Consider the following 17,893-nt stretch of genomic DNA (forward strand, 5'->3'; position numbering starts at 1 on the left):
TAAGTGCAACAGGTAAACTTTTGAAGCCGTGCAACCACAGGGGTAGGGTGCGGGAATGAACGAGACCGAGACCGGCGCGGCGGAAGCGCCGATGGGGCGCCGCGAGCGCAAGAAGGCCGCCACCCGCCAGGCCATCGCCGACGCCGCGCTGCGGCTGTTCCTGGAGCGCGGCTACGACGACGTCGGCATCCGCGAGATCGCGGACGCCGCCGATGTGTCGACCACGACGCTGTTCAAGCACTTCCCGGTCAAGGAGGCCCTCGTCTTCGACGAGGAGGCCGACGACGAGGCCCGGCTGCTCGCAGCCGTGCGCGAACGCCCCCGGGGGCAGTCCGTCCCCACAGCACTGCGCGAGCACGCCTTGCGCCACCGCATGGCCGCCTCCGACGGAGACGCCCGCTTCGCCGCCTTCTTCGACCTGGTGAACAACACCCCCGCGCTGCGCGACTACCTTCAGGGCATGTGGTCGCGCCACGCTTCGGCCCTCGCCCGGGTGATCGCCAAGGAGAGCGGCATGCCCGCGAACGACCCGGCCTGCACGGCCCTGGCCCACTTCGCCCTGGAGGCACCCCGCGCCGCCCGCGGCCAGGACGACCCCCGCGAGGCCGTCACTCGTGCCTTCGAGTTGTTGGAGAACGGCTGGCGGGGGCTCGCCCCCGCCGGGAACTGAGGGCGAATCCGGGACTCCGGCCTTTTCTCGCGCCCGGCGTCCGCGGGACAGGCTCGACCCGGACCCGGACCCGGACCCGGCCCCGGACCCGAACCGTGTCCGAGATCACTTGCCGCCGTACGGGCAGCACTGCCCACGAAGCCGGTGACCCTCTAATCTGACCTGTGCAGCTGGTTCGCCCTGTCCGCCAGACAGACGCGTCGCAAGAGGGAACCCGGTGGGAATCCGGGACTGCCCCGCAGCGGTGAGTGGGAACGAACGCCGTCATACGCACTGGACCCGGCCGGGTCTGGGAAGCGACGGCCAGTAGGAGTCTGCTTCGGCAGGCGCGCCCACGAGTCCGAAGACCTGCCCGTTGCCCGCACGTGACCGATCGCGTGCGGACATCCCGGTGACCTCGTGGGCGGGTCGGCGTGCACACCAGGCGGAGGACGACCGCGCCACGGCGCGCACGTCCGCCCCGTCCGGTTCGTCACCCCTTCGCGTCCGTGTCCCGTCACCGGGATGCTCAGGAGTCATCTCGCGAAGGAGATTTCCGTGACAGCGAAGCCCGCAGCCGCGGCAGCACGGGCCACCGTGTACGGCTACCCCCGCCAGGGTCGGAACCGTGAGCTCAAGAAGGCCGTCGAGGGCTACTGGAAGGGCCGCGTCACGGCGGACGCCCTCCGGCAGACCGCGGCGGACCTACGACGCTCCGCCTGGCAGCAGTTGGCCGACGCAGGCATCCACGAGGTGCCGACCGGGGACTTCTCGTACTACGACCACGTCCTCGACACCAGTGTCATGGTCGGCGCCGTACCGCCACGGCACCGCGCGGCCGTCGACGCCGACGCGCTCGACGGCTACTTCGCGATGGCACGCGGCACCCAGGACGTGGCGCCGCTGGAGATGACCAAGTGGTTCGACACCAACTACCACTACCTGGTGCCGGAGTTGAGCCCCGACACCGTCTTCACGGCCGACTCGGCCAAGCAGGTCGCCGAGCTGAAGGAGGCACTCGCGCTCGGCCTCGCCGCCCGCCCCGTCCTGGTCGGCCCCGTCACCTATCTGCTCCTGGCCAAGCCCGCTCCCGGTGCGGCGGCCGACTTCGAGCCGCTGACGCTCCTGGACCGCCTCCTTCCCGTGTACGCCGAGGTCCTCGTCGCCCTGCGCGCGGCCGGCGCCGAGTGGGTGCAGCTCGACGAGCCCGCCCTGGTGCAGGACCGCACACCCGCCGAGCTCAACGCCGCAGCGCGCGCCTACCGCGATCTCGGCGCCCTCACCGACCGGCCCAAGCTGCTCGTGGCGTCCTACTTCGACCGGCTCGGCGACGCGCTGCCCGTCCTCGCGAAGGCGCCGGTCGACGGCCTGGCCCTCGACTTCACCGCCGCCGCTGCCGCCAACCTCGACGCGCTGGCCGCGGTCGGCGGACTGCCCGGCAAGCGCCTGGTCGCGGGTGTGGTCGACGGCCGCAACGTCTGGATCAACAACCTCGAGAACTCCCTGTCCACCCTCGGCACGCTCCTGGGTCTCGCCGACCAGGTCGACGTGGCCGCCTCCTGCTCCCTCCTGCACGTCCCGATCGACGCGGCGGCCGAGCGCGACATCGACCCGCAGATCCTGCGCTGGCTCGCCTTCGCCCGGCAGAAGACGGCGGAGATCTCCACACTGGCCAGGGGTCTCGCCCAGGGAACCGACGCCATCGCCGCCGAACTCGCCGCCAACCGCGCCGACCTCGCGTCCCGCGCCACCTCACCCATCACGCACGACACAGCGGTACGGGCCAGGGTCGCCGCCGTCACCGACGCCGACAGCCGCCGCTCCCAGCCGTACAGCACCCGCACCGTCGCCCAGCGGGCCCACCTCAAGCTGCCGCTCCTCCCGACGACCACCATCGGTTCGTTCCCGCAGACCGCGGAACTGCGCGCCGCCCGCGCCGACCTGCGCGCGGGACGCATCGACGACGCGGGTTACGAGCAGCGCGTCGAGAGCGAGATCCGCGACGTGCTCGCCTTCCAGGAGCAGGCAGGCATCGACGTCCTGGTGCACGGCGAGCCCGAGCGCAACGACATGGTGCAGTACTTCGCCGAACAGCTCACGGGCTACCTCGCCACCCAGCACGGCTGGGTGCAGTCGTACGGCACCCGGTACGTGCGTCCGCCGGTCCTCGCCGGTGACATCTCCCGGCCCGAGCCGATGACGGTGCGCTGGACGGCGTACGCGAACTCGCTCACGGACCGGCCGGTCAAGGGGATGCTGACCGGCCCCGTGACGATGCTCGCCTGGTCCTTCGTCCGTGACGACCAGCCGCCCGGCGACACCGCACGGCAGGTCGCCCTCGCCCTGCGCGACGAGGTCGGCGACCTGGAGGCGGCGGGCACTTCGGTCATCCAGGTCGACGAGCCCGCGCTGCGCGAGACGCTGCCGCTGCGCGCCACGGACCGCGCCGCGTACCTGGCGTGGGCCACCGAGGCGTTCCGGCTCACGACCAGCGGCGTCCGGCCGCAGACGCAGATCCACACCCACATGTGCTACGCCGAGTTCGGTGACATCGTGCAGGCCATCGACGACCTCGACGCCGACGTCATCAGCCTGGAGGCGGCCCGCTCGCACATGCAGGTGGCCCGGGAGTTGGCCGCCCACGGCTACCCGCGCGAGGCGGGCCCCGGCGTCTACGACATCCACTCCCCCCGCGTGCCCGACGCCGACGAGGCCGCGGCCCTGCTCCGCAAGGGCCTCGACGCCATCCCCGCCGAACGTCTCTGGGTCAACCCCGACTGCGGCCTCAAGACCCGCGGCTGGCCCGAGACCCGCGCTTCCCTGGAGAACCTGGTCACCGCCGCCCGTACGGTGCGGGGCGAGCTGTCCGCATCCTGACCCGCCCCGGGCCGGGGCGCGCCCCCCGCGCCCCGGCCCGGTCGCCCACGGACAGGCAGCCCACCGGCACGGACGCGCCATGAACCGTTGCCACGCAACTGATCCGTCGGCTACGTTCTCCCAGCTGCCGGAGTTGATCCTGGCCGGCGCTGTCGACGAGGAGGTGTGGAGCACATGCGCAGGACTGCCCAGGAGTTGAGCTCGCGTACTGACCTTTGCCACCTCCTGACGACGGAGACACCTTGTCGCACCGCATCACCCCACTGACCGACCCCGCTCACGGCCCGCACGAGCGGCGTCTCGTATGGCTGGCGTCCGACGGCGACGCCATCCCGGTCGGATCGGCCTTCCTGCGCCTGTTCACCGATGCCGGGCAGCAGCACCTGGCCGAACTGACCCTCCAGGTCCACCCCGCGGAGCGCCGCAAGCACGTCGGCTCCCAGCTCCTGGACGCCGCCGTGGCCGCCGCCAGGGACGACGACCGGCGCAGCGTCGTGGCGCAGACCGGGGCCGGGTCGCCCGGTGACCACTTCCTGGCCGCACACGGTTTCCGCAAGGTGCTCACCCTGCGGTACTCCCGCCTGTCACTGGCCGACGTGGACGCCTCCGCCCTCCTCGCGGTCATCGAGCGGCCGCACTCCGGTTACCGGCTCGCGTCATGGCGGGGAACCGTCCCCGACCACCTCGCCCTGACGTTCGCGGCCTCCCGCCGCGCCATGGACGACATGCCCATGGACGACACCGACTACGGCACCGTGGTCTGGGACGTGGACCGGGTGCGGGCCGCGGCGAAAGCCGTCGAACAGCGCGGTGACCAGCTGCACACCGTCGTCGCCATCGACACCCGCGACGACTCGGTCGCCGGGTTCACGGAACTCGTCGTCCCCGGCGACGGCACCGGCGATGCCCAGCACTACGGCACCGGCGTCCTGCCCGAGCACCGCGGACACGGTCTCGGCGCGTGGATGAAGGCCGAGTCGATCCGGCAGGCCAAGGACCACTACCCGCGCCTCGGCGGCCTCCTGGCCGACACCGCCGACAGCAACACGCACATGCGGCACATCAACGACAGTTTTGGCTACGCCCCCACGCACACAACACACGAGCACCAACTCGACCTCTAGCGGCGAGCAGGCGGCGGGCCAGGCGTTCGCGGGGTGGTTCGAGCAGGCCTCGATGGGTACTTCATGGCTGCACACCGGCACCCCGCGACCCGGCCGTCGCAGTTGCGGCCATGTCACCACGGGGGCCAGTGCGGCGAATCGCGGCTACAGATCGGAGACACCGCATGACCCACGACGAGACGCAGTTGCCCGCCGACCTGCTGCCTGTCCTGCGGATGTCCGTGAAACGGCTGCTGGCGTCCGCGTCCGCCCTGACGGACGCGGACGTACGGGCCCCCTCACCGCTGCCCGGCTGGAGCCGTGCCCACGTACTCACGCACATCGCGCGCAGCGCCGACTCGCGCACCCGGCTGCTCGCCGCGGCCCGCACCGGCCTGGACCTCCCCCAGTACAGCGGCGAGGCCCGGCGGGAGCGCGACATCGAGGAGGGCGCGGGACGTCCGGCCGCCGAACTGGTCGACGACCTGGAGACCGCGCTGCACCGCTTCCTCACGGCCGTCGACGACCATCCGAGGGACGCGTGGGACGTGCCGGTGCGCTGGCTCGGCGGGGGCATGCGCCCCGTACGCGGCACCATCGGCAGCATGCTGCGCGAAGTGGAGGTGCACCACACCGACCTGGCGACCGGCCACGGCCCGAGCGCCTGGCCCCCGTACTTCGTGGAGCAGGAACTCGCCCTCACGGTACGCAAGCTCCGCGACCGCTCCGACGCCCCGGCCATGGTGCTGTGCGCCGAGGAGGACCAGGTGCCGCGCCCGGTCGGCGACGGGAGGGGGCCGCGGGTGTCGGGACCCGCGGCGGAGCTGCTCGGCTGGTTGGCCGGTCGCACGGACGGGGGCGGTCTTGACGTCGACCCGCCGGGCCCGCTGCCGACCGTGCCCGCCTGGCGGAGCTGACCGGCCGTCATCCGCTCACCCGCGTCCGCGGCGCGGGTCAGTAGAGCGACGCCGCGTTGCTCTCGGCCCAGCACTTCTCCGTGTCCGATCCCGCCGGGGGCGGCACGATCCCGTTGATCATCCACAGCTCGTCGCTGGTCTCGTCGACGTGGAACTCCCAGTGCAGCCCCGCGTTCCTCTCCAGGTGCGGCCGCAGCATGCCATTGATCCACTGGGCGGTCCTGCGGCGGCTCTCGCTGTCGGGGTTGCGGCGGGCGATGTGGTCGATCGTGATGCGGACCCCGACCCGGGTCGGCTCCCCGCCGACGTAGAAGTCCTCGGGCCGGGTCTCGTGGAACAGCGTGACCACGTAGAACCGGGGCAGCCCGACCTGTTCGTAGTGGTCGGCGACGTCCGAGGCGAGTCGACGCTTCTCCGCGTCCGTGAAGGTGCCGGGCGTGTGATGAACGGTCCACAGTGGCATGGCGGTTCGCTGCTCCTCGCATGGCAGGATGCGATGCCGCCTGAGTAACGGCATCGTTAGGCAGAGGGAACCACGACCAGCTGGATGACGCAATCGTTAGTTATCATGGCGGGGTGGCGATGAACTTCGAGGAACGACTGCGCGACCGGGACGCCTGGTCGATCGGCGACGGCTGCTCGGCGGCCCGGGTCCTCGACCTGCTCAGCACCAGGACGGTGTTCCTGGTGGTCCGCGAGTGCTTCTACGGAACCACCAGGTTCGAGGACTTCGTGGATCGCGTCGGGGCCTCCGCGCCCGCGGTGTCACGGGCCCTCAAGCAGCTGAAGGCCGCGCGGATCGTCGCGCCGGTCCTCTACCAGGAGGCGGGCAGCCGGGCCCGCGACGAGTACCGGCTGACGGAGGCGGGCGAGGACCTGCTTCCGGTGTTCCTGGCACTGATGCAGTGGGGGGACGAGCACCTTCAGGACGGCCGCCCGCCCCTGGCGTTCACCGAGGCCGGTACGGGCCGTCGGGTACGGGTCCGCGTCACCGCCGACCCCGCGCCCGAGGCGGTCTCCGGCGACATCGAGATCCGGGTGAACCCCGCCTGGCGGCGCGGCGGTTCCGACTGAACCCCCGCGCCCGGCACCCCGGGCGCCGCGCTGCCCGCGACCGTCAGCCCGCTGTCGCCCCCGGCTGGGTCGCCGCCTCCGCCTCGTCCGTGTCCCGCAGGCTCAGCGCCAGGTCGTTGGTGACCGTGAAGAACGGTTTGGCACGCGTTTCGCCGCGAGTGCCGTGCGGCAGGAGGACGGCGGGCACGACGTCGGTCTTCTTGCGGTCGACGATGTCGCCACCGATGCGGCCGATGGTCACGGGTGGCCGCGTGTGCCCCAGGTGGAGGCGGAGGTCCCACAGGTCGTGGCTGCTGTTCCGCAGGGCGAGGGCCCGGGAGTAGGGCACCGTGAAGGAGAAGTGCCACCCCTCGCCGGCGGGCCGGGCGGCTCCTTGGGCGGGCCGGGCCGCGGCCTGCGTGACGGGGAGGGTGAAGTCGTAGGCCTCCCCCGCTCGCGAGACGGCGATCACCGTGGCGGCGTCCGTGGACTCGGGTACGTCGGCCGCGAACAGCCGGGCGGTGACGGTGGCGTGGTCGGCGCCGACGGCCATGTCGGTGACCTCGGCGTGCGCGGTGCGCTGCCAGACGCGCAGGGCGAGGAAGCCGTCGGCCGTGGTGTAGGGGAGCCAGGCCGACACCTCGCCGTCGACGAGGGCCGGGGCCCGGCCGACGCTGCGGGCCCGTTCCGCCGTGACGCAGACGAGTCGCGCCCGCTTCTCCGTCGCGCCCTCGGCGACGACGTAGCAGTCCCAACGGCCCTCCGCGAGCTCGTGCTCGGTCGGATCGAGCGTGAGCCGGATGTCGTGCGCGCCGGATGCCGCGGCGGGTACGGGGACGCGGATGTGCCGCCCCTTGGGGTCGCGGCGCAGTCGGGCCAGGAAGTCCAGGGGGCCCGGCGGCAGGGACGCCGCGTCGAGACGGACGGTGATGCCGCCGTCGGCGGTGGTCCTTGCGAAGGCGACGGGGCGCACGGCGGGCACGGGTTCGGGGTGCGACTCCGGTGCGGGCGAGGGCTCGCCGGGGGCGGCGGGCTTGCTCGGCAGCGTGGCCTTCAGCCGGGACCACAACGAGCCGCGGTGTGCGGCCTTCGACGGGCGCCGGTGCGGCTGGTCGGAGAGTTCCCGGAACAGGGTCTCGTAGCGCCGGGCGATGGCGTCGGGTGCGTAGACGCCGGCCCGCTTCAGGGCCCCGGCGCCGAGGCGGGTACGCAGGGACGCGTCGGCCATGAGGCGGTCGAGGGCCGCGGCGTACCCGTCCACGTCGGTGTCCAGGGGGACCAGGACGCCGTTGCTCTCGTCGATGATCTCCGCGGGACCGTGCGGGCAGTCGGTGGATATCACGGGGACGCCGCAGTGCATGGCCTCCACGATGGTCATGCCGAAGGACTCCATGTCGGAGGAGACGGCGGCGAGGGAGCCCTTGGCCCACTCGGTCTCGATCGGGGAGACCGGCCCCATGAGGGATATGCGGTTGTACAGGCCGAGTTCGTCGATCTGACGGCGGAGGTTCGCCCGTTCCGGTCCGCGCCCGTAGAGGCGCAGGGTCCATGTGGGGTGGTGGTCGGCGACCTTCGCGAAGGCGTTGATCAGCCGGTCGTAGCGCTTGATGCCGATGAGGCGGCCCGCGGCGACGATGACGTCCGTGAGCTGGTCGGAGGGTTCGACCGCGGGCTCGGGGACGCTGTTGGGGATGCACAGGATGCGGGCCGGCACGTCCGGCAGGGCCCGGCGGTACTGCGCGGCGTCGGCCTCGGACACGGTCACGAAGGCGTCGAGGCCCGCGATCGCCTTGTTCTGGTGCCCGCGCAGGGTGGGGTTGTGGGCGTCGAGGCTCAGGTGTTCCTGGCCGATGCGCAGATACCGGCTCTGGCCGTCGCGGGCGAGGTAGCCGTTGAGGTCGGGCCGGGTGGCGATCACCACGTCGGCGTCCGTGGTGCGCAGCCAGGCGCCGATGCGCTCGTCCTGGAGCGCCGAGTGGGGCAGGCGGGCGGAGTTCACCGCGGCGCCGGTGTCCGGGAACATCGTGCACGGCCGGCCGGCGAGCGGGTGGTCGCCTTCGTACGTGGGGCTGTCCCTGCGCATGTCGATCAGCGGGGTCAGCCGTACCCGCTCGTCGAAGGCGAGGTCGGGCTCGTCGTTCACCTGGTGGACGCTCACGACCTCGACGTCGTGCCGGTCCGCCAGCGCGCGGGAGAGATTGACGGTGGCGCGGATCGTCCCGCCTATGCCGTAGGCGTTGTTGATCAGGAACGCGATTCTCACTGCTCACTCCCCCATGCCGCCGCCCTGGTCGAGGGGGCGCACTGTTCGCCTTGCGTGGGAGGTCGGCGCCACGCGAGGAAAGGTCTCTGTCGGTGCACAGGAACAAGCCTTGCGGCGCAATAATCTACCCAACTCGGTTCACCGTGAATTTATTGGTCACGAGGCGATACACGAGTAAAGAGATTTCGCTGGGCGATTCCACTGATCGAGCACGTACGAGCATGTACCGCAGGGCAGCAGCGAACCCCCGCCTCTGCCGCACTTTCCGTACATGAACGCGCCCATTCAAATCCACAAAGCGTTCACATGTCCAGCATGACATTAGGACTATACAGGACAGAGGTGAGCACGTACCCCACGGTAAGGCCTCTCGACCGTCGAGTTCCGGTCGAGCAGGATGGTGGACCTGTGAAGATCCGGAGGGTTCGCTTCAGGTTACGCACCACTCGTCACGTGTGCAAATCCGGTCAAGCGTGACGCATCGCGCGGATTTAGCGAGCAAGCTTGAGTAATTCCTCGTGCCCCGCCATGCTGCACGGCTGAAAAGTGGGGGGCGCTTTTAGACCGAAACGCAGCCGTCCGTTTTCTGCTCGCCATCGGGAGTGCACGCGACCCCCCAGGCCGCCTCGATCATCAGGAAGACCTCGTCCACCGCGGCCTGCGGATCGGCCGCCTCCCGAGCGACCGAGTAGGCGTCGAGCACGAATCTCGCGATGGCCCGGGAAGCCGTCGCAGTCGGCGGAAGGCCGGGGTCGGCGGCGATGGCCGAGGCCAGCGCCTCCGCGTGCCGCGACCTCATCGAGTCGTCGTACTCCCGCAGGGCGGGCGTCCCCTCGATCATGCTCCAGATCGGGGCGGCGGCGTCCCCCGTGCAGTGGCGCACCAGTGCGTGGATCTCGCGGCGCAGCGCGGGCAGAAGCGGCTCGTGCGGCGCACGGCCGGAGACCGCCTCCGTGAGCCGTCGCTCGAAGTCCTTGTCCTGCTCGAACACCAGGGCTTCTTTGGCAGCGAAGTGGGAGAAGACCGTGGTCACGGCCACGTCGGCCTCGTTGGCCACGTCACGGATGCCCACCGCGTCGTACCCGCGCTCCAGGAAGAGCCGCAGAGCGGTGTCAGCGATCTTCTTACGGGTCGCGGCCTTCTTGCGCTCACGGCGCCCCGGCGGGGTGGTCATGCCGTGACGCTACCAGGCACAAATCCATAACCGTTGTTAAACACTAACGGTTAGTGTTACGTTCCGCCGCATGAAGAAGGTGAGCTTCGCCGAGTTCGGCGGCCCGGACGTCCTGCGCCTCATGGATGCCGAGGAGCCCCACGCGGGCCCCGGCCGGATACGTATCGCCGTGCGGGCGGCGGGGGTGAACCCCGTCGACTGGAGAATCCGTGAGGGCCAGGTCCTGTCCGCCCATCCGACCGAACTGCCCGCGGGCGTCGGGCTCGACGCGTCCGGGGTGGTGGACGAGGTCGGCGAGGGCGTCGACGATGTCGAGGTCGGCGACCACGTGTTCGGCGAGGGCGCTAGCACCTACGCCGAGTTCGCCGTCCTGTCCGCTTGGGCCCGCATGCCCGAGGGCCTGACGTTCGAAGAGGCCGCCGGGTACCCGTCGGTGGTGGAGACCGCGTTGCGCGTCATCCGCGAGGTCGGGGTGGAGGCCGGGCAGACACTGCTGGTCAGCGGTGCGTCCGGCGGGGTCGGCTCGGCGGTGCTACAGATCGCCCGCCTACGCGGCATCAGGGTCATCGGTACGGCCGGGGCCGCGAACCAGGACTATCTGCGTGGCCTCGGCGCCCTCGCCACGACGTACGGCGAGGGCTGGGTCGAGCGGGTGCGGCGGCTCGGCCGTGTCGACGCCGCCCTCGACCTCGCGGGGTCGGGCGTGATCCGCGAACTCGTCGAGCTGACCGGGGACCCGGATAAGGTCCTCTCCATCGCCGATCTCGGGGCGCCGGATCTCGGGGTCCGGTTCTCCGGCGTGGCCGGGAGCGTGCCGGACGCGCTGGCGGAGGCCGCCGACCTCATCTCACGGGGCGTGCTCCACATCCCGGTCGAGAAGTCGTATCCGCTGTCCGGGGCCGCGGAGGCGCACGTCGACAGTCAGGCGGGGCATACGCGGGGGCGCCGGGTCATAGTCGTCTGAGGGGTCGCTCGGCGGGGGCACCGGCGGTGGGCGTCGGTCGGGCGGGTGCCTCGGTCGGGCGGGTGCCTCGGTCGGGCGGGTGCGCCCCAGACGGGCAGGCACGCCTCGGCCGAGCGGGCACGCCTCGGCCGAGCGGGCACGCCCCGGCCGAGCGGGTGCGCCCGAGGCGCCGTTCCGCCGGTGCCCCGGCGGTGCCCGTCGGCCCGGGCGCGTGCACCTCGACCCGGCGGATGCACCCCGGCCGAGCGGGCGGCTCTCGTCGGCAAGTCCGGGCCCGCACGAGCACCAATACCGAACACCCTTTTGGCGAAGCCAATCTAGGGCACGTGAAGACAAGTGATCTTCGTCGTCCAGGGTTGGGGAGTGGCATGGCCGTACCAGTGCGCCCGGTGCACCGCGTGGACCGCAACCGGCGCTTCGACCTGCGCACGACCGCCCTGTTCTTCGTTCTGGTGGCGATCGCGCTGTCCGGCACGGTGTTCCTGGTGCGCGCCGCCGCCCACATGGCCGAGAGCAACCCGCTGTGGATCGGTTCCCTCGTCACCGTGGGCGTCGCGGCCGCCTGCCTGGGCCGGTCCAGATGGCGCCGCTTCTCCGCGGCGAGATGTGCCCGCCGTGCGGCCGAGGTACTGGAGGAGGCGGCCGAGCGGGCCTCCGCGAGCCTCGACGCCGCGGCGGTCACGGACGAGGCGCGAACGGCACCCACCCTCGCGTGGGACGGGAGTGCCGCCACGGACACGACACAGCCCGTGCCCGGCACTCACGCGCCCCTCGCGCCCGCACTCGGCACGGCCGTTCCCGGCACCCTCGTACCCGAACCCTCCGTGGCCGGTGCCCCCGTGGCCGAGGAGGCGACCACCGTCGTCCTCGACGCACCGGTCGACTACGCCGAACTCGACGCCGACGGTTTCGAGCAGGCCATAGCCGACCTCTGCGTCCGTGACGCGTGCCAGGAGGTGGAAGTCGTGGGCGGCGCCTGCGACTTGGGCGCCGATGTCCTGGCGTTCGCTCCCGACGGACGCCGGATCGTCATCCAGTGCAAGCGCTACTGCGAGGACAACAAGGTCGGCTCACAGGATTTGCAGCGCTTCGGAGGCACATGTTTCACCGTCCATGAGGCCGACGTCGCGGTCCTCGTGACCACGAGCGACTTCACCGCTCCCGCCCTCGAGTACGCGCAGCACTGCGGAATAGTCTGCGTGGACGGTGCGGACCTGCAAGCCTGGTGCGACGGCACCGGGCCGAACCCCTGGGACCTGGTGGTCGTCGACCCCGACGGCAGTGGTGAGAGCCCGGACGAACCCGGTTGGTAGCGGCGGCGCACGGATTGACCGGTGCTCCCGGAGAACGACCGCCGGCCCCGGATCGTTGCCATGACGACAGCGTGATCGCCGTGCTCAGAGCGCCCCGGCCCGCCGGGGCACCGCCGCACGTCCGACGCAGGAGGCGTTCATGAGCCCGCACGAGCAGAGCCCGCGCCAGCAGTGCCCGCACGAGCAGAGCCCGCACCAGCACGAGACGGTGGTCCTCGACCCCGCGTTCAAGGCGGACGCGCCCGCACGGTACGCCGGGCTCAGGGAGCTGGGCCCCATTCACCCCGCCGAGTTCCACCTCGGCCTGAAGGGCTGGGTGGTCGTCGGCTACGACCTCGCGAGGGAGGCGCTGACGCACCCCGACCTGCTCAAGGACTCCACGCCCGCCGCCGAGGCGCTGGCCGCCGCGGGCTACGTACTGAACAAGCCGTCGGTGGGGCTCGGCGCGCAGATGATGGAGGCGGACCCGCCCGAGCACACCCGCCTGCGGCGCCTCGCATCGGCCGCCTTCACCCCGCGTCGTACGGCCGACATGGCGCCGCGCATCGAGCAGATCGCCCACGAACTGATCGACGCGATGCCGCCGTCGGGGGAACTCGACCTCGTCGAGGCGTTCAACGCGCCGCTGCCCGCCACGGTCATCGCCGAGCTCCTCGGCATCCCCGAGCAGCACCACCGGGACTTCCGGCGCTGGTCGGGGCAGGCGCTCCAGGTGGCCTCGCCCGAACACCGCCCGGCGCTGGCCTCTCTGCACGGGCTGCTCGCCGATCTGCTGACGGACAAGCGCCGCCGCCCCCAGGACGATCTGCTGTCCGCTCTGGTCGCCGTGCGCGACCAGGAGGACGGTCGGCTCTCCGAGGAGGAGCTGGTCGGCACGGCCATGATGCTGGTCGTCGCAGGCCACGAGAGCACGGTGCACCTCCTTGGCAACTCCGTGCTGTCCCTGTTGCGACACCCGGACCAGCTGCGGCTGTTGCGGGACCGACCCGAGCTGATGCCCGGTGCGGTCGAGGAGTTCCTGCGTCACGACACCTCCGTCGAACGCTCGACGAGTCGTTACGCGTCGCGGGACATCGAACTGGGCGGGGTGCCCGTCCCCAGGGGAAGCATGGTCGTCGTGGCCCTCGGTTCGGCCAGCCACGACGCCCCCCAGGACGGCGGCGCCCTCCCGCCCGCCCTCGACGTCTCCCGCCCCGGCGCCCGCCATCTGGCCTTCGGCCACGGCGTCCACCACTGCCTCGGCGCCCCCCTCGCCCGCCTGGAGACGACCATCGCCCTGCGCACCCTGCTGTCCCGCGTCGACGAACTGGAACTGGCCGCGCCGCCGGAGTCGCTGGACTGGATCGGTTCGGGGATCATCCGCGGGGTCCTGTCCCTTCCGGTGCGCTACCGCGTCCGCTGAGCACAGCCGCCGCGCGGCGGTCGGCGTGGGCTCGGTGCGGTCGGCATCAGCGCGACGCGGTCGGCATGGGCGCGCCCCGGCGGCATGGGCGCCGCGCGATGGCCTGTTACGCTGCGAGTGACCCGATCCGTTTGATCAAGGAGTCGCAGGCGTGGTGGGTGAAGACGACATCTCCGGATGAGATCCGGATGTGACCGGCCGTCGGACGGCGCTGCACGAGCGCCGCTGCCGTGGCCCTCTTCGTCGTACCCCTTTCCCCACCCTGCCCAGGGCAGAGCTCTGTCTGCCCTCGAGCCTCCGAGGTCACCTCCATGTCCGACGCCGCCATCGTCTGCTCGAACCTCTCCTTCACCTGGCCCGACGACACCCCTGTCTTCACCGGCCTGTCGTTCACCGTGCCCACCGGCCGCACCGGCCTGGTCGCCCCGAACGGCTCCGGCAAGAGCACCCTGCTCAAGCTGATCGCAGGCGAACTGAAGCCCACCACTGGGTCGGTGTCGGTCAGCGGCACACTCGGCCACCTCCCCCAGAGCCTCCCCCTGACCGGTGACCTCACGGTCGCCGAGGTCCTCGGCGTCGCCGCGGTGATCCGCGCCCTCGACGCCGTCGAGACCGGCGACGTGAGCGAGGAGCACTTCACCACGATCGGCGACGACTGGGACATCGAGGAGCGCACCCGCGCCCAGCTCGAACGCCTCGGTCTTGCCGATGTCGCCCTCGACCGCCCCCTGAGCACGCTCAGCGGGGGCCAGGTCGTCTCCCTCGGTCTCGCCGCCCACCTGCTCAAGCGCCCCGACGTGCTGCTGCTCGACGAACCGACGAACAACCTCGACCTGACGGCCCGGCACAAGCTCTACGACGTCCTGGCGGACTTCTCCGGCTGCCTGCTGCTCGTCAGTCACGACCGCGCGCTGCTCGACCGCATGGAACGCGTCGCCGAGCTCGGGAGCACCGAACTGCGTTGGTACGGCGGCAACTTCACCGCGTACGAGGAGGCCGTGCGCGCCGAGCGGGAAGTCGCCGAGAAGAACATCCGCCATGCCGAGCAGGAACTGAAGCGCGAGAAGCGCGAGATGCAACAGGCCCGCGAGCGCGCCGAACGCCGGCAGAGCAACGCCGCCCGCAACCTCAAGAGCGCCGGCCTGCCCCGCATCTTCGCCGGCACCATGAAGCGCGGCGCGCAGGAGTCCGCGGGCCGGGCGGGACAACAGCACGCGGCCAGGGTCGGCGACGCCAAGGCCCGGCTCGACGAGGCCGGGCGCGCGCTGCGCGAGGAACAGCGCATCACCGTCGAGCTGCCCGACACCCAGGTACCGGCCGGTCGCAACCTCTTCCTCGGCGAGGGGATGCAGGTCAGCCATGGCGGCAGGGCCGTGTTCGGTGACGGCGGCGTCGACCTGACGGTCCGCGGCCCCGAGCGCATCGCGCTGACCGGCCCCAACGGCGCGGGCAAGACCACCCTGCTGCGCCTGCTCACCGGCGACCTCGCCCCGGACAGCGGGGAGATCAGGCGCGGCGACGGCCGGATCGCCCATCTCTCGCAGCGCCTCGACCTGTTGGACCCGGACCGCACCGTGGCGGAGAATTTCGCCGTGTTCGCCCCCGGAAAGACCGAGGCGGAGCGGATGAACCTGCTTGCCCGCTTCCTCTTCCGGGGAGCCGGGGCACACCTCCCGGTCGGGGTGCTCTCCGGCGGTGAGCTGCTGCGCGCCACCCTGGCCTGCGTGCTGTGCGCCGAACCCGCCCCCCACCTGCTGCTGCTCGACGAGCCGACCAACAATCTCGACCTCGTCGGCGTGGGCCGGTTGGAGAGCGCGCTCACCTCCTATCGGGGCGCCTTCCTGGTGATCAGCCACGACGAGCGGTTCCTCGCCGGGATCGGGGTGAACCGCTGGCTGCGGTTGACCGACGGGGTGCTCGAGGAGACGGGGGCGCCCGCGGTGTGAGCCGCGGAGCCCACTGTTGTGGGCTTCCGGGGCACGGGCGTCAGGTCATGTACATCCTCACGCGGGCGGGATGCGATCGGGTGAAAGACCTGTCCGACTGGATTTCTATTAATCCCAACGAGTGGCTCGAATTCAGATTGTCGGCGCCGGACCACAAGAATGATGAGTCTTACGGCCGTTGGAGGTCTTGTGTCCCGATCCGTCTCGTCCCCGTCGAACATGACCACCCTGGGGTGTGCCCTCTTCGCGACACGGTGGCTTCAGGCCCCCCTGTACTTCGGCCTCGTGGCCGCACAGGGCGTGTACGTCTACAAGTTCTTCAACGAGTTGTGGCATCTCATCCACCACGTCATTAGCGGGCACGCGGACGAGACACACGTCATGCTGGCCGTGCTCAAGCTCGTCGACGTGGTGATGATCGCCAATCTGCTGATCATGGTGATCGTCGGGGGGTACGAGACCTTCGTCTCGCGGATCGGCCTACAGGGCCACCGGGACCAGCCCGAGTGGCTTTCGCACGTCAACTCCAACGTGCTGAAGGTCAAGCTGGCCACCGCCATCGTGGGCATCTCGTCGGTGCACCTGCTCCAGATGTTCGTCGACGTGCACCACACGCCCCGGCACGATCTGCAATGGGGGACGGTCATCCACATGGCGTTCATCGCCTCCGCGGCCATCCTCGCCTACATGTCCGGGCCCATGGCGGCACACGAGGCCAAGGCGCGCCCCGTGCAGGAGGAACCGCGGCCCGTGCTCGTCCCCGCCCAGCGGGACGGCAGGGCCGCGGCCGCGCACGGCGAGAAGGCGGCGGAGCCGGAGGGCGGTGCCGAGGAGCGCATCGAGGCCGCCGGGTTCCCGGCCAGGAAGGTCCTCGAGATGTTCGACGAGGGGCGGCTGCGCGGACCCGAGCCGCATGTGCTCGCCCGCCTCGGCAAGGCCGACTTCGTGACCCGCAAGGCGAACGTGGTGCTGCTCGGCGGACCCGGCACCGGCAAGACGCATCTGGCGGTCGCCCTGGGCGTACGGGCCTGTCAGGCCGGCCACCAGGTGCTGTTCGCGACCGGCGTCGAGTGGGCCGCCCGGCTCGCGGACGCCAAGGCCGCGGGGCGGTTGCGCAAGGAGCTCGCCCGCCTCGACGCGTACCCGGTGCTCGTCGTGGACGAGGTCGGCTACGTGCCCTTCGACTCCGAGGCCGCCCACCTCCTCTTCCAGCTCGTCTCGCACCGGTACGAGCGGGGCTCGCTGATCGTCACCAGCAATCGCCCCCTCGGCCGCTGGGACGAGGTGTTCGGCGACAGCGCGACCGCTTCCGCGACGGTGGACCGTCTGGCCCACCACGCGGAGGTCATCACCCTCGACGCCGACAGCTACCGCACGCGCCGCCTCGACAGCGCGCCGGTCGCGGGCGTGGAGGGATCGGGCAGGGCCTTCTGAGAGCCGATCCCCCAGGCGGCGGCCCGGGCCGCGGCGGCCGCGCGGTTGGGGAGGTCGAGCTTGGCGAGGATGTGCTCGATGTGGGTGCCCACGGTGCGCGGCGTGATGTACAGCCGCTCGGCGATCTCCCGGTTGGTCCGTCCCGCGGTCAGTTCGGCGAGGACTTGCAGCTCCCGTGGCGAGAGCCCGCCGGGCCGCCGCGGGTCCTCGGCGGAGTCGGCGGCGGCCGCCGCGGACGGCGGGCCCGCCGGGACGGCGACGGCCGCGGCCAGGGCCGCGGTGAGGCTGTCGGTGAGCAGGGTGACCACGGCGCGCGCCGGGTCGGGCGCGCGCCGCGGCCGGCGCGTGCTGACGTTCAGCATGCCGACGTACCGGCCGTCGGCGGCGAACAGGCACTGCGCCACGCCGTCCTCGATGCCGAGGGGTGACAACACGTCCTGGAAGCCGGGGGACGCCGCCAGGAGGTGCGGGGGGACGTCCCCGAGCCAGAGTCCGCCCCGGGCCGGGCTGCGGAGCACGGGGAACACCGGGTCGTGGTGGAGGCGGGTCTCGATGTAGTCCGTGGCGTCGTCGGGGTAGCTCCCGGCCAGGGTGGTGTGGCGTCGGCGCCGCGGGTCCCACCGGGCCAGGGAGGCGTGGTCGTACTCCACCACGTCCGCCAGCGCCGTCAGGACCGGATCGAGGCCGGTCGCACCGGCCGTGGCACTCCGGGCGGCCGCGCGGACGTGGACGGCCGCGTCCAGGATGTCCGCCGTGCTCCGCTCCGCTGCCACCCCCCAAGGATGATCATGCGAGCGG

Annotated in this window: 14 protein-coding genes and 1 riboswitch; of the genes, 10 read left to right on the top strand and 4 right to left on the bottom strand. The window is 71.6% G+C overall.

Translation table 11 applies throughout. The annotated features are described in order from the left end of the window. Positions 1-55 precede the first annotated feature (55 nt). The 4 genes from ACH4DX_RS15160 to ACH4DX_RS15175 all read left to right on the top strand — a co-directional run bounded on the left by ACH4DX_RS15160 (position 56) and on the right by ACH4DX_RS15175 (position 5,546). Entirely contained in the window at positions 56-670 is a 615-nt protein-coding gene (locus tag ACH4DX_RS15160) for a TetR/AcrR family transcriptional regulator (protein WP_398155384.1), read from the top strand. A 154-nt stretch (positions 671-824) separates the two neighbouring features. Beyond that, a riboswitch (cobalamin riboswitch) is annotated at positions 825-1,041 on the top strand. Positions 1,042-1,207: 166 nt separating this feature from the next. Beyond that, entirely contained in the window at positions 1,208-3,526 is a 2,319-nt protein-coding gene (gene metE, locus ACH4DX_RS15165) for a 5-methyltetrahydropteroyltriglutamate--homocysteine S-methyltransferase (RefSeq protein WP_398155385.1), read from the top strand. Between the two features lie 242 nt (positions 3,527-3,768). Further along, positions 3,769-4,650: a GNAT family N-acetyltransferase gene (locus ACH4DX_RS15170; RefSeq protein WP_398122569.1), complete on the top strand. Its 882-nt coding sequence runs from the start codon at positions 3,769-3,771 to the stop codon at positions 4,648-4,650. A gap of 164 nt (positions 4,651-4,814) precedes the next feature. Next, on the top strand, positions 4,815-5,546 hold the full coding sequence (locus ACH4DX_RS15175; RefSeq protein ID WP_398155386.1) for a maleylpyruvate isomerase family mycothiol-dependent enzyme: 732 nt from the start codon (positions 4,815-4,817) through the stop codon (positions 5,544-5,546). A gap of 37 nt (positions 5,547-5,583) precedes the next feature. Here ACH4DX_RS15175 and ACH4DX_RS15180 read toward each other — a convergent pair whose 3' ends face one another. After that, positions 5,584-6,009, bottom strand: a complete 426-nt coding sequence (locus ACH4DX_RS15180) for a tautomerase family protein (protein ID WP_398155387.1) — start codon at positions 6,007-6,009, stop codon at positions 5,584-5,586. 119 nt (positions 6,010-6,128) lie between these two features. Here ACH4DX_RS15180 and ACH4DX_RS15185 point away from each other — a divergent pair, with 119 nt between their 5' ends. Beyond that, on the top strand, positions 6,129-6,620 hold the full coding sequence (locus tag ACH4DX_RS15185) for a winged helix-turn-helix transcriptional regulator (protein WP_398155805.1): 492 nt from the start codon (positions 6,129-6,131) through the stop codon (positions 6,618-6,620). Between the two features lie 43 nt (positions 6,621-6,663). Here ACH4DX_RS15185 and ACH4DX_RS15190 read toward each other — a convergent pair whose 3' ends face one another. Together ACH4DX_RS15190 and ACH4DX_RS15195 are read right to left on the bottom strand one after the other, a co-directional pair. Beyond that, positions 6,664-8,862 carry a glycosyltransferase gene (locus ACH4DX_RS15190; RefSeq protein WP_398155388.1) on the bottom strand — a complete coding sequence of 733 codons (2,199 nt, stop codon included), beginning with the start codon at positions 8,860-8,862 and terminating at the stop codon, positions 6,664-6,666. Between the two features lie 559 nt (positions 8,863-9,421). Continuing rightward, positions 9,422-10,036: a TetR/AcrR family transcriptional regulator gene (locus tag ACH4DX_RS15195; RefSeq protein WP_398122573.1), complete on the bottom strand. Its 615-nt coding sequence runs from the start codon at positions 10,034-10,036 to the stop codon at positions 9,422-9,424. Positions 10,037-10,106: 70 nt separating this feature from the next. Here ACH4DX_RS15195 and ACH4DX_RS15200 point away from each other — a divergent pair, with 70 nt between their 5' ends. The 5 genes from ACH4DX_RS15200 to istB all read left to right on the top strand — a co-directional run bounded on the left by ACH4DX_RS15200 (position 10,107) and on the right by istB (position 17,095). Next, positions 10,107-11,000 (top strand): NADP-dependent oxidoreductase, encoded by an 894-nt coding sequence (locus ACH4DX_RS15200; RefSeq protein WP_398155389.1) that lies wholly within the window; start codon positions 10,107-10,109, stop codon positions 10,998-11,000. Positions 11,001-11,368: 368 nt separating this feature from the next. Further along, positions 11,369-12,313 (top strand): restriction endonuclease, encoded by a 945-nt coding sequence (locus ACH4DX_RS15205; protein ID WP_398155390.1) that lies wholly within the window; start codon positions 11,369-11,371, stop codon positions 12,311-12,313. A 139-nt stretch (positions 12,314-12,452) separates the two neighbouring features. Beyond that, the gene (locus ACH4DX_RS15210; RefSeq protein WP_398155391.1) at positions 12,453-13,715 is read left to right on the top strand and encodes a cytochrome P450; all 1,263 of its coding nucleotides are present in this window, start codon (positions 12,453-12,455) and stop codon (positions 13,713-13,715) included. A 311-nt stretch (positions 13,716-14,026) separates the two neighbouring features. Continuing rightward, positions 14,027-15,661: an ABC-F family ATP-binding cassette domain-containing protein gene (locus ACH4DX_RS15215; RefSeq protein ID WP_398155392.1), complete on the top strand. Its 1,635-nt coding sequence runs from the start codon at positions 14,027-14,029 to the stop codon at positions 15,659-15,661. A 219-nt stretch (positions 15,662-15,880) separates the two neighbouring features. Continuing rightward, complete coding sequence (istB, locus tag ACH4DX_RS15220) at positions 15,881-17,095, top strand: IS21-like element helper ATPase IstB (RefSeq protein WP_398155393.1); 1,215 nt, start codon at positions 15,881-15,883, stop codon at positions 17,093-17,095. Here the strand turns inward: istB and ACH4DX_RS15225 are convergent. Further along, positions 17,029-17,868: a LuxR C-terminal-related transcriptional regulator gene (locus ACH4DX_RS15225; protein ID WP_398155394.1), complete on the bottom strand. Its 840-nt coding sequence runs from the start codon at positions 17,866-17,868 to the stop codon at positions 17,029-17,031. The genes istB and ACH4DX_RS15225 overlap by 67 nt on opposite strands. Between the last annotated feature and the right edge of the window lie 25 nt (positions 17,869-17,893).

Source organism: Streptomyces sp. NPDC017940 (genome assembly GCF_044328435.1).
Taxonomy (GTDB): domain Bacteria; phylum Actinomycetota; class Actinomycetes; order Streptomycetales; family Streptomycetaceae; genus Streptomyces.

Bases quoted from the DNA above. Each gene is read 5' to 3' on its own strand.
- ACH4DX_RS15160 (WP_398155384.1), top strand. From the start codon at position 56: ATGAACGAGACCGAGACCGGCGCGGCGGAAGCGCCGATGGGGCGCCGC.
- ACH4DX_RS15175 (WP_398155386.1), top strand. From the start codon at position 4,815: ATGACCCACGACGAGACGCAGTTGCCCGCCGACCTGCTGCCTGTCCTG.
- ACH4DX_RS15180 (WP_398155387.1), bottom strand. From the start codon at position 6,009: ATGCCACTGTGGACCGTTCATCACACGCCCGGCACCTTCACGGACGCG.
- ACH4DX_RS15185 (WP_398155805.1), top strand. From the start codon at position 6,129: ATGAACTTCGAGGAACGACTGCGCGACCGGGACGCCTGGTCGATCGGC.
- ACH4DX_RS15195 (WP_398122573.1), bottom strand. From the start codon at position 10,036: ATGACCACCCCGCCGGGGCGCCGTGAGCGCAAGAAGGCCGCGACCCGT.
- ACH4DX_RS15200 (WP_398155389.1), top strand. From the start codon at position 10,107: ATGAAGAAGGTGAGCTTCGCCGAGTTCGGCGGCCCGGACGTCCTGCGC.
- ACH4DX_RS15205 (WP_398155390.1), top strand. From the start codon at position 11,369: ATGGCCGTACCAGTGCGCCCGGTGCACCGCGTGGACCGCAACCGGCGC.
- ACH4DX_RS15210 (WP_398155391.1), top strand. From the start codon at position 12,453: ATGAGCCCGCACGAGCAGAGCCCGCGCCAGCAGTGCCCGCACGAGCAG.
- ACH4DX_RS15215 (WP_398155392.1), top strand. From the start codon at position 14,027: ATGTCCGACGCCGCCATCGTCTGCTCGAACCTCTCCTTCACCTGGCCC.
- istB (WP_398155393.1), top strand. From the start codon at position 15,881: ATGACCACCCTGGGGTGTGCCCTCTTCGCGACACGGTGGCTTCAGGCC.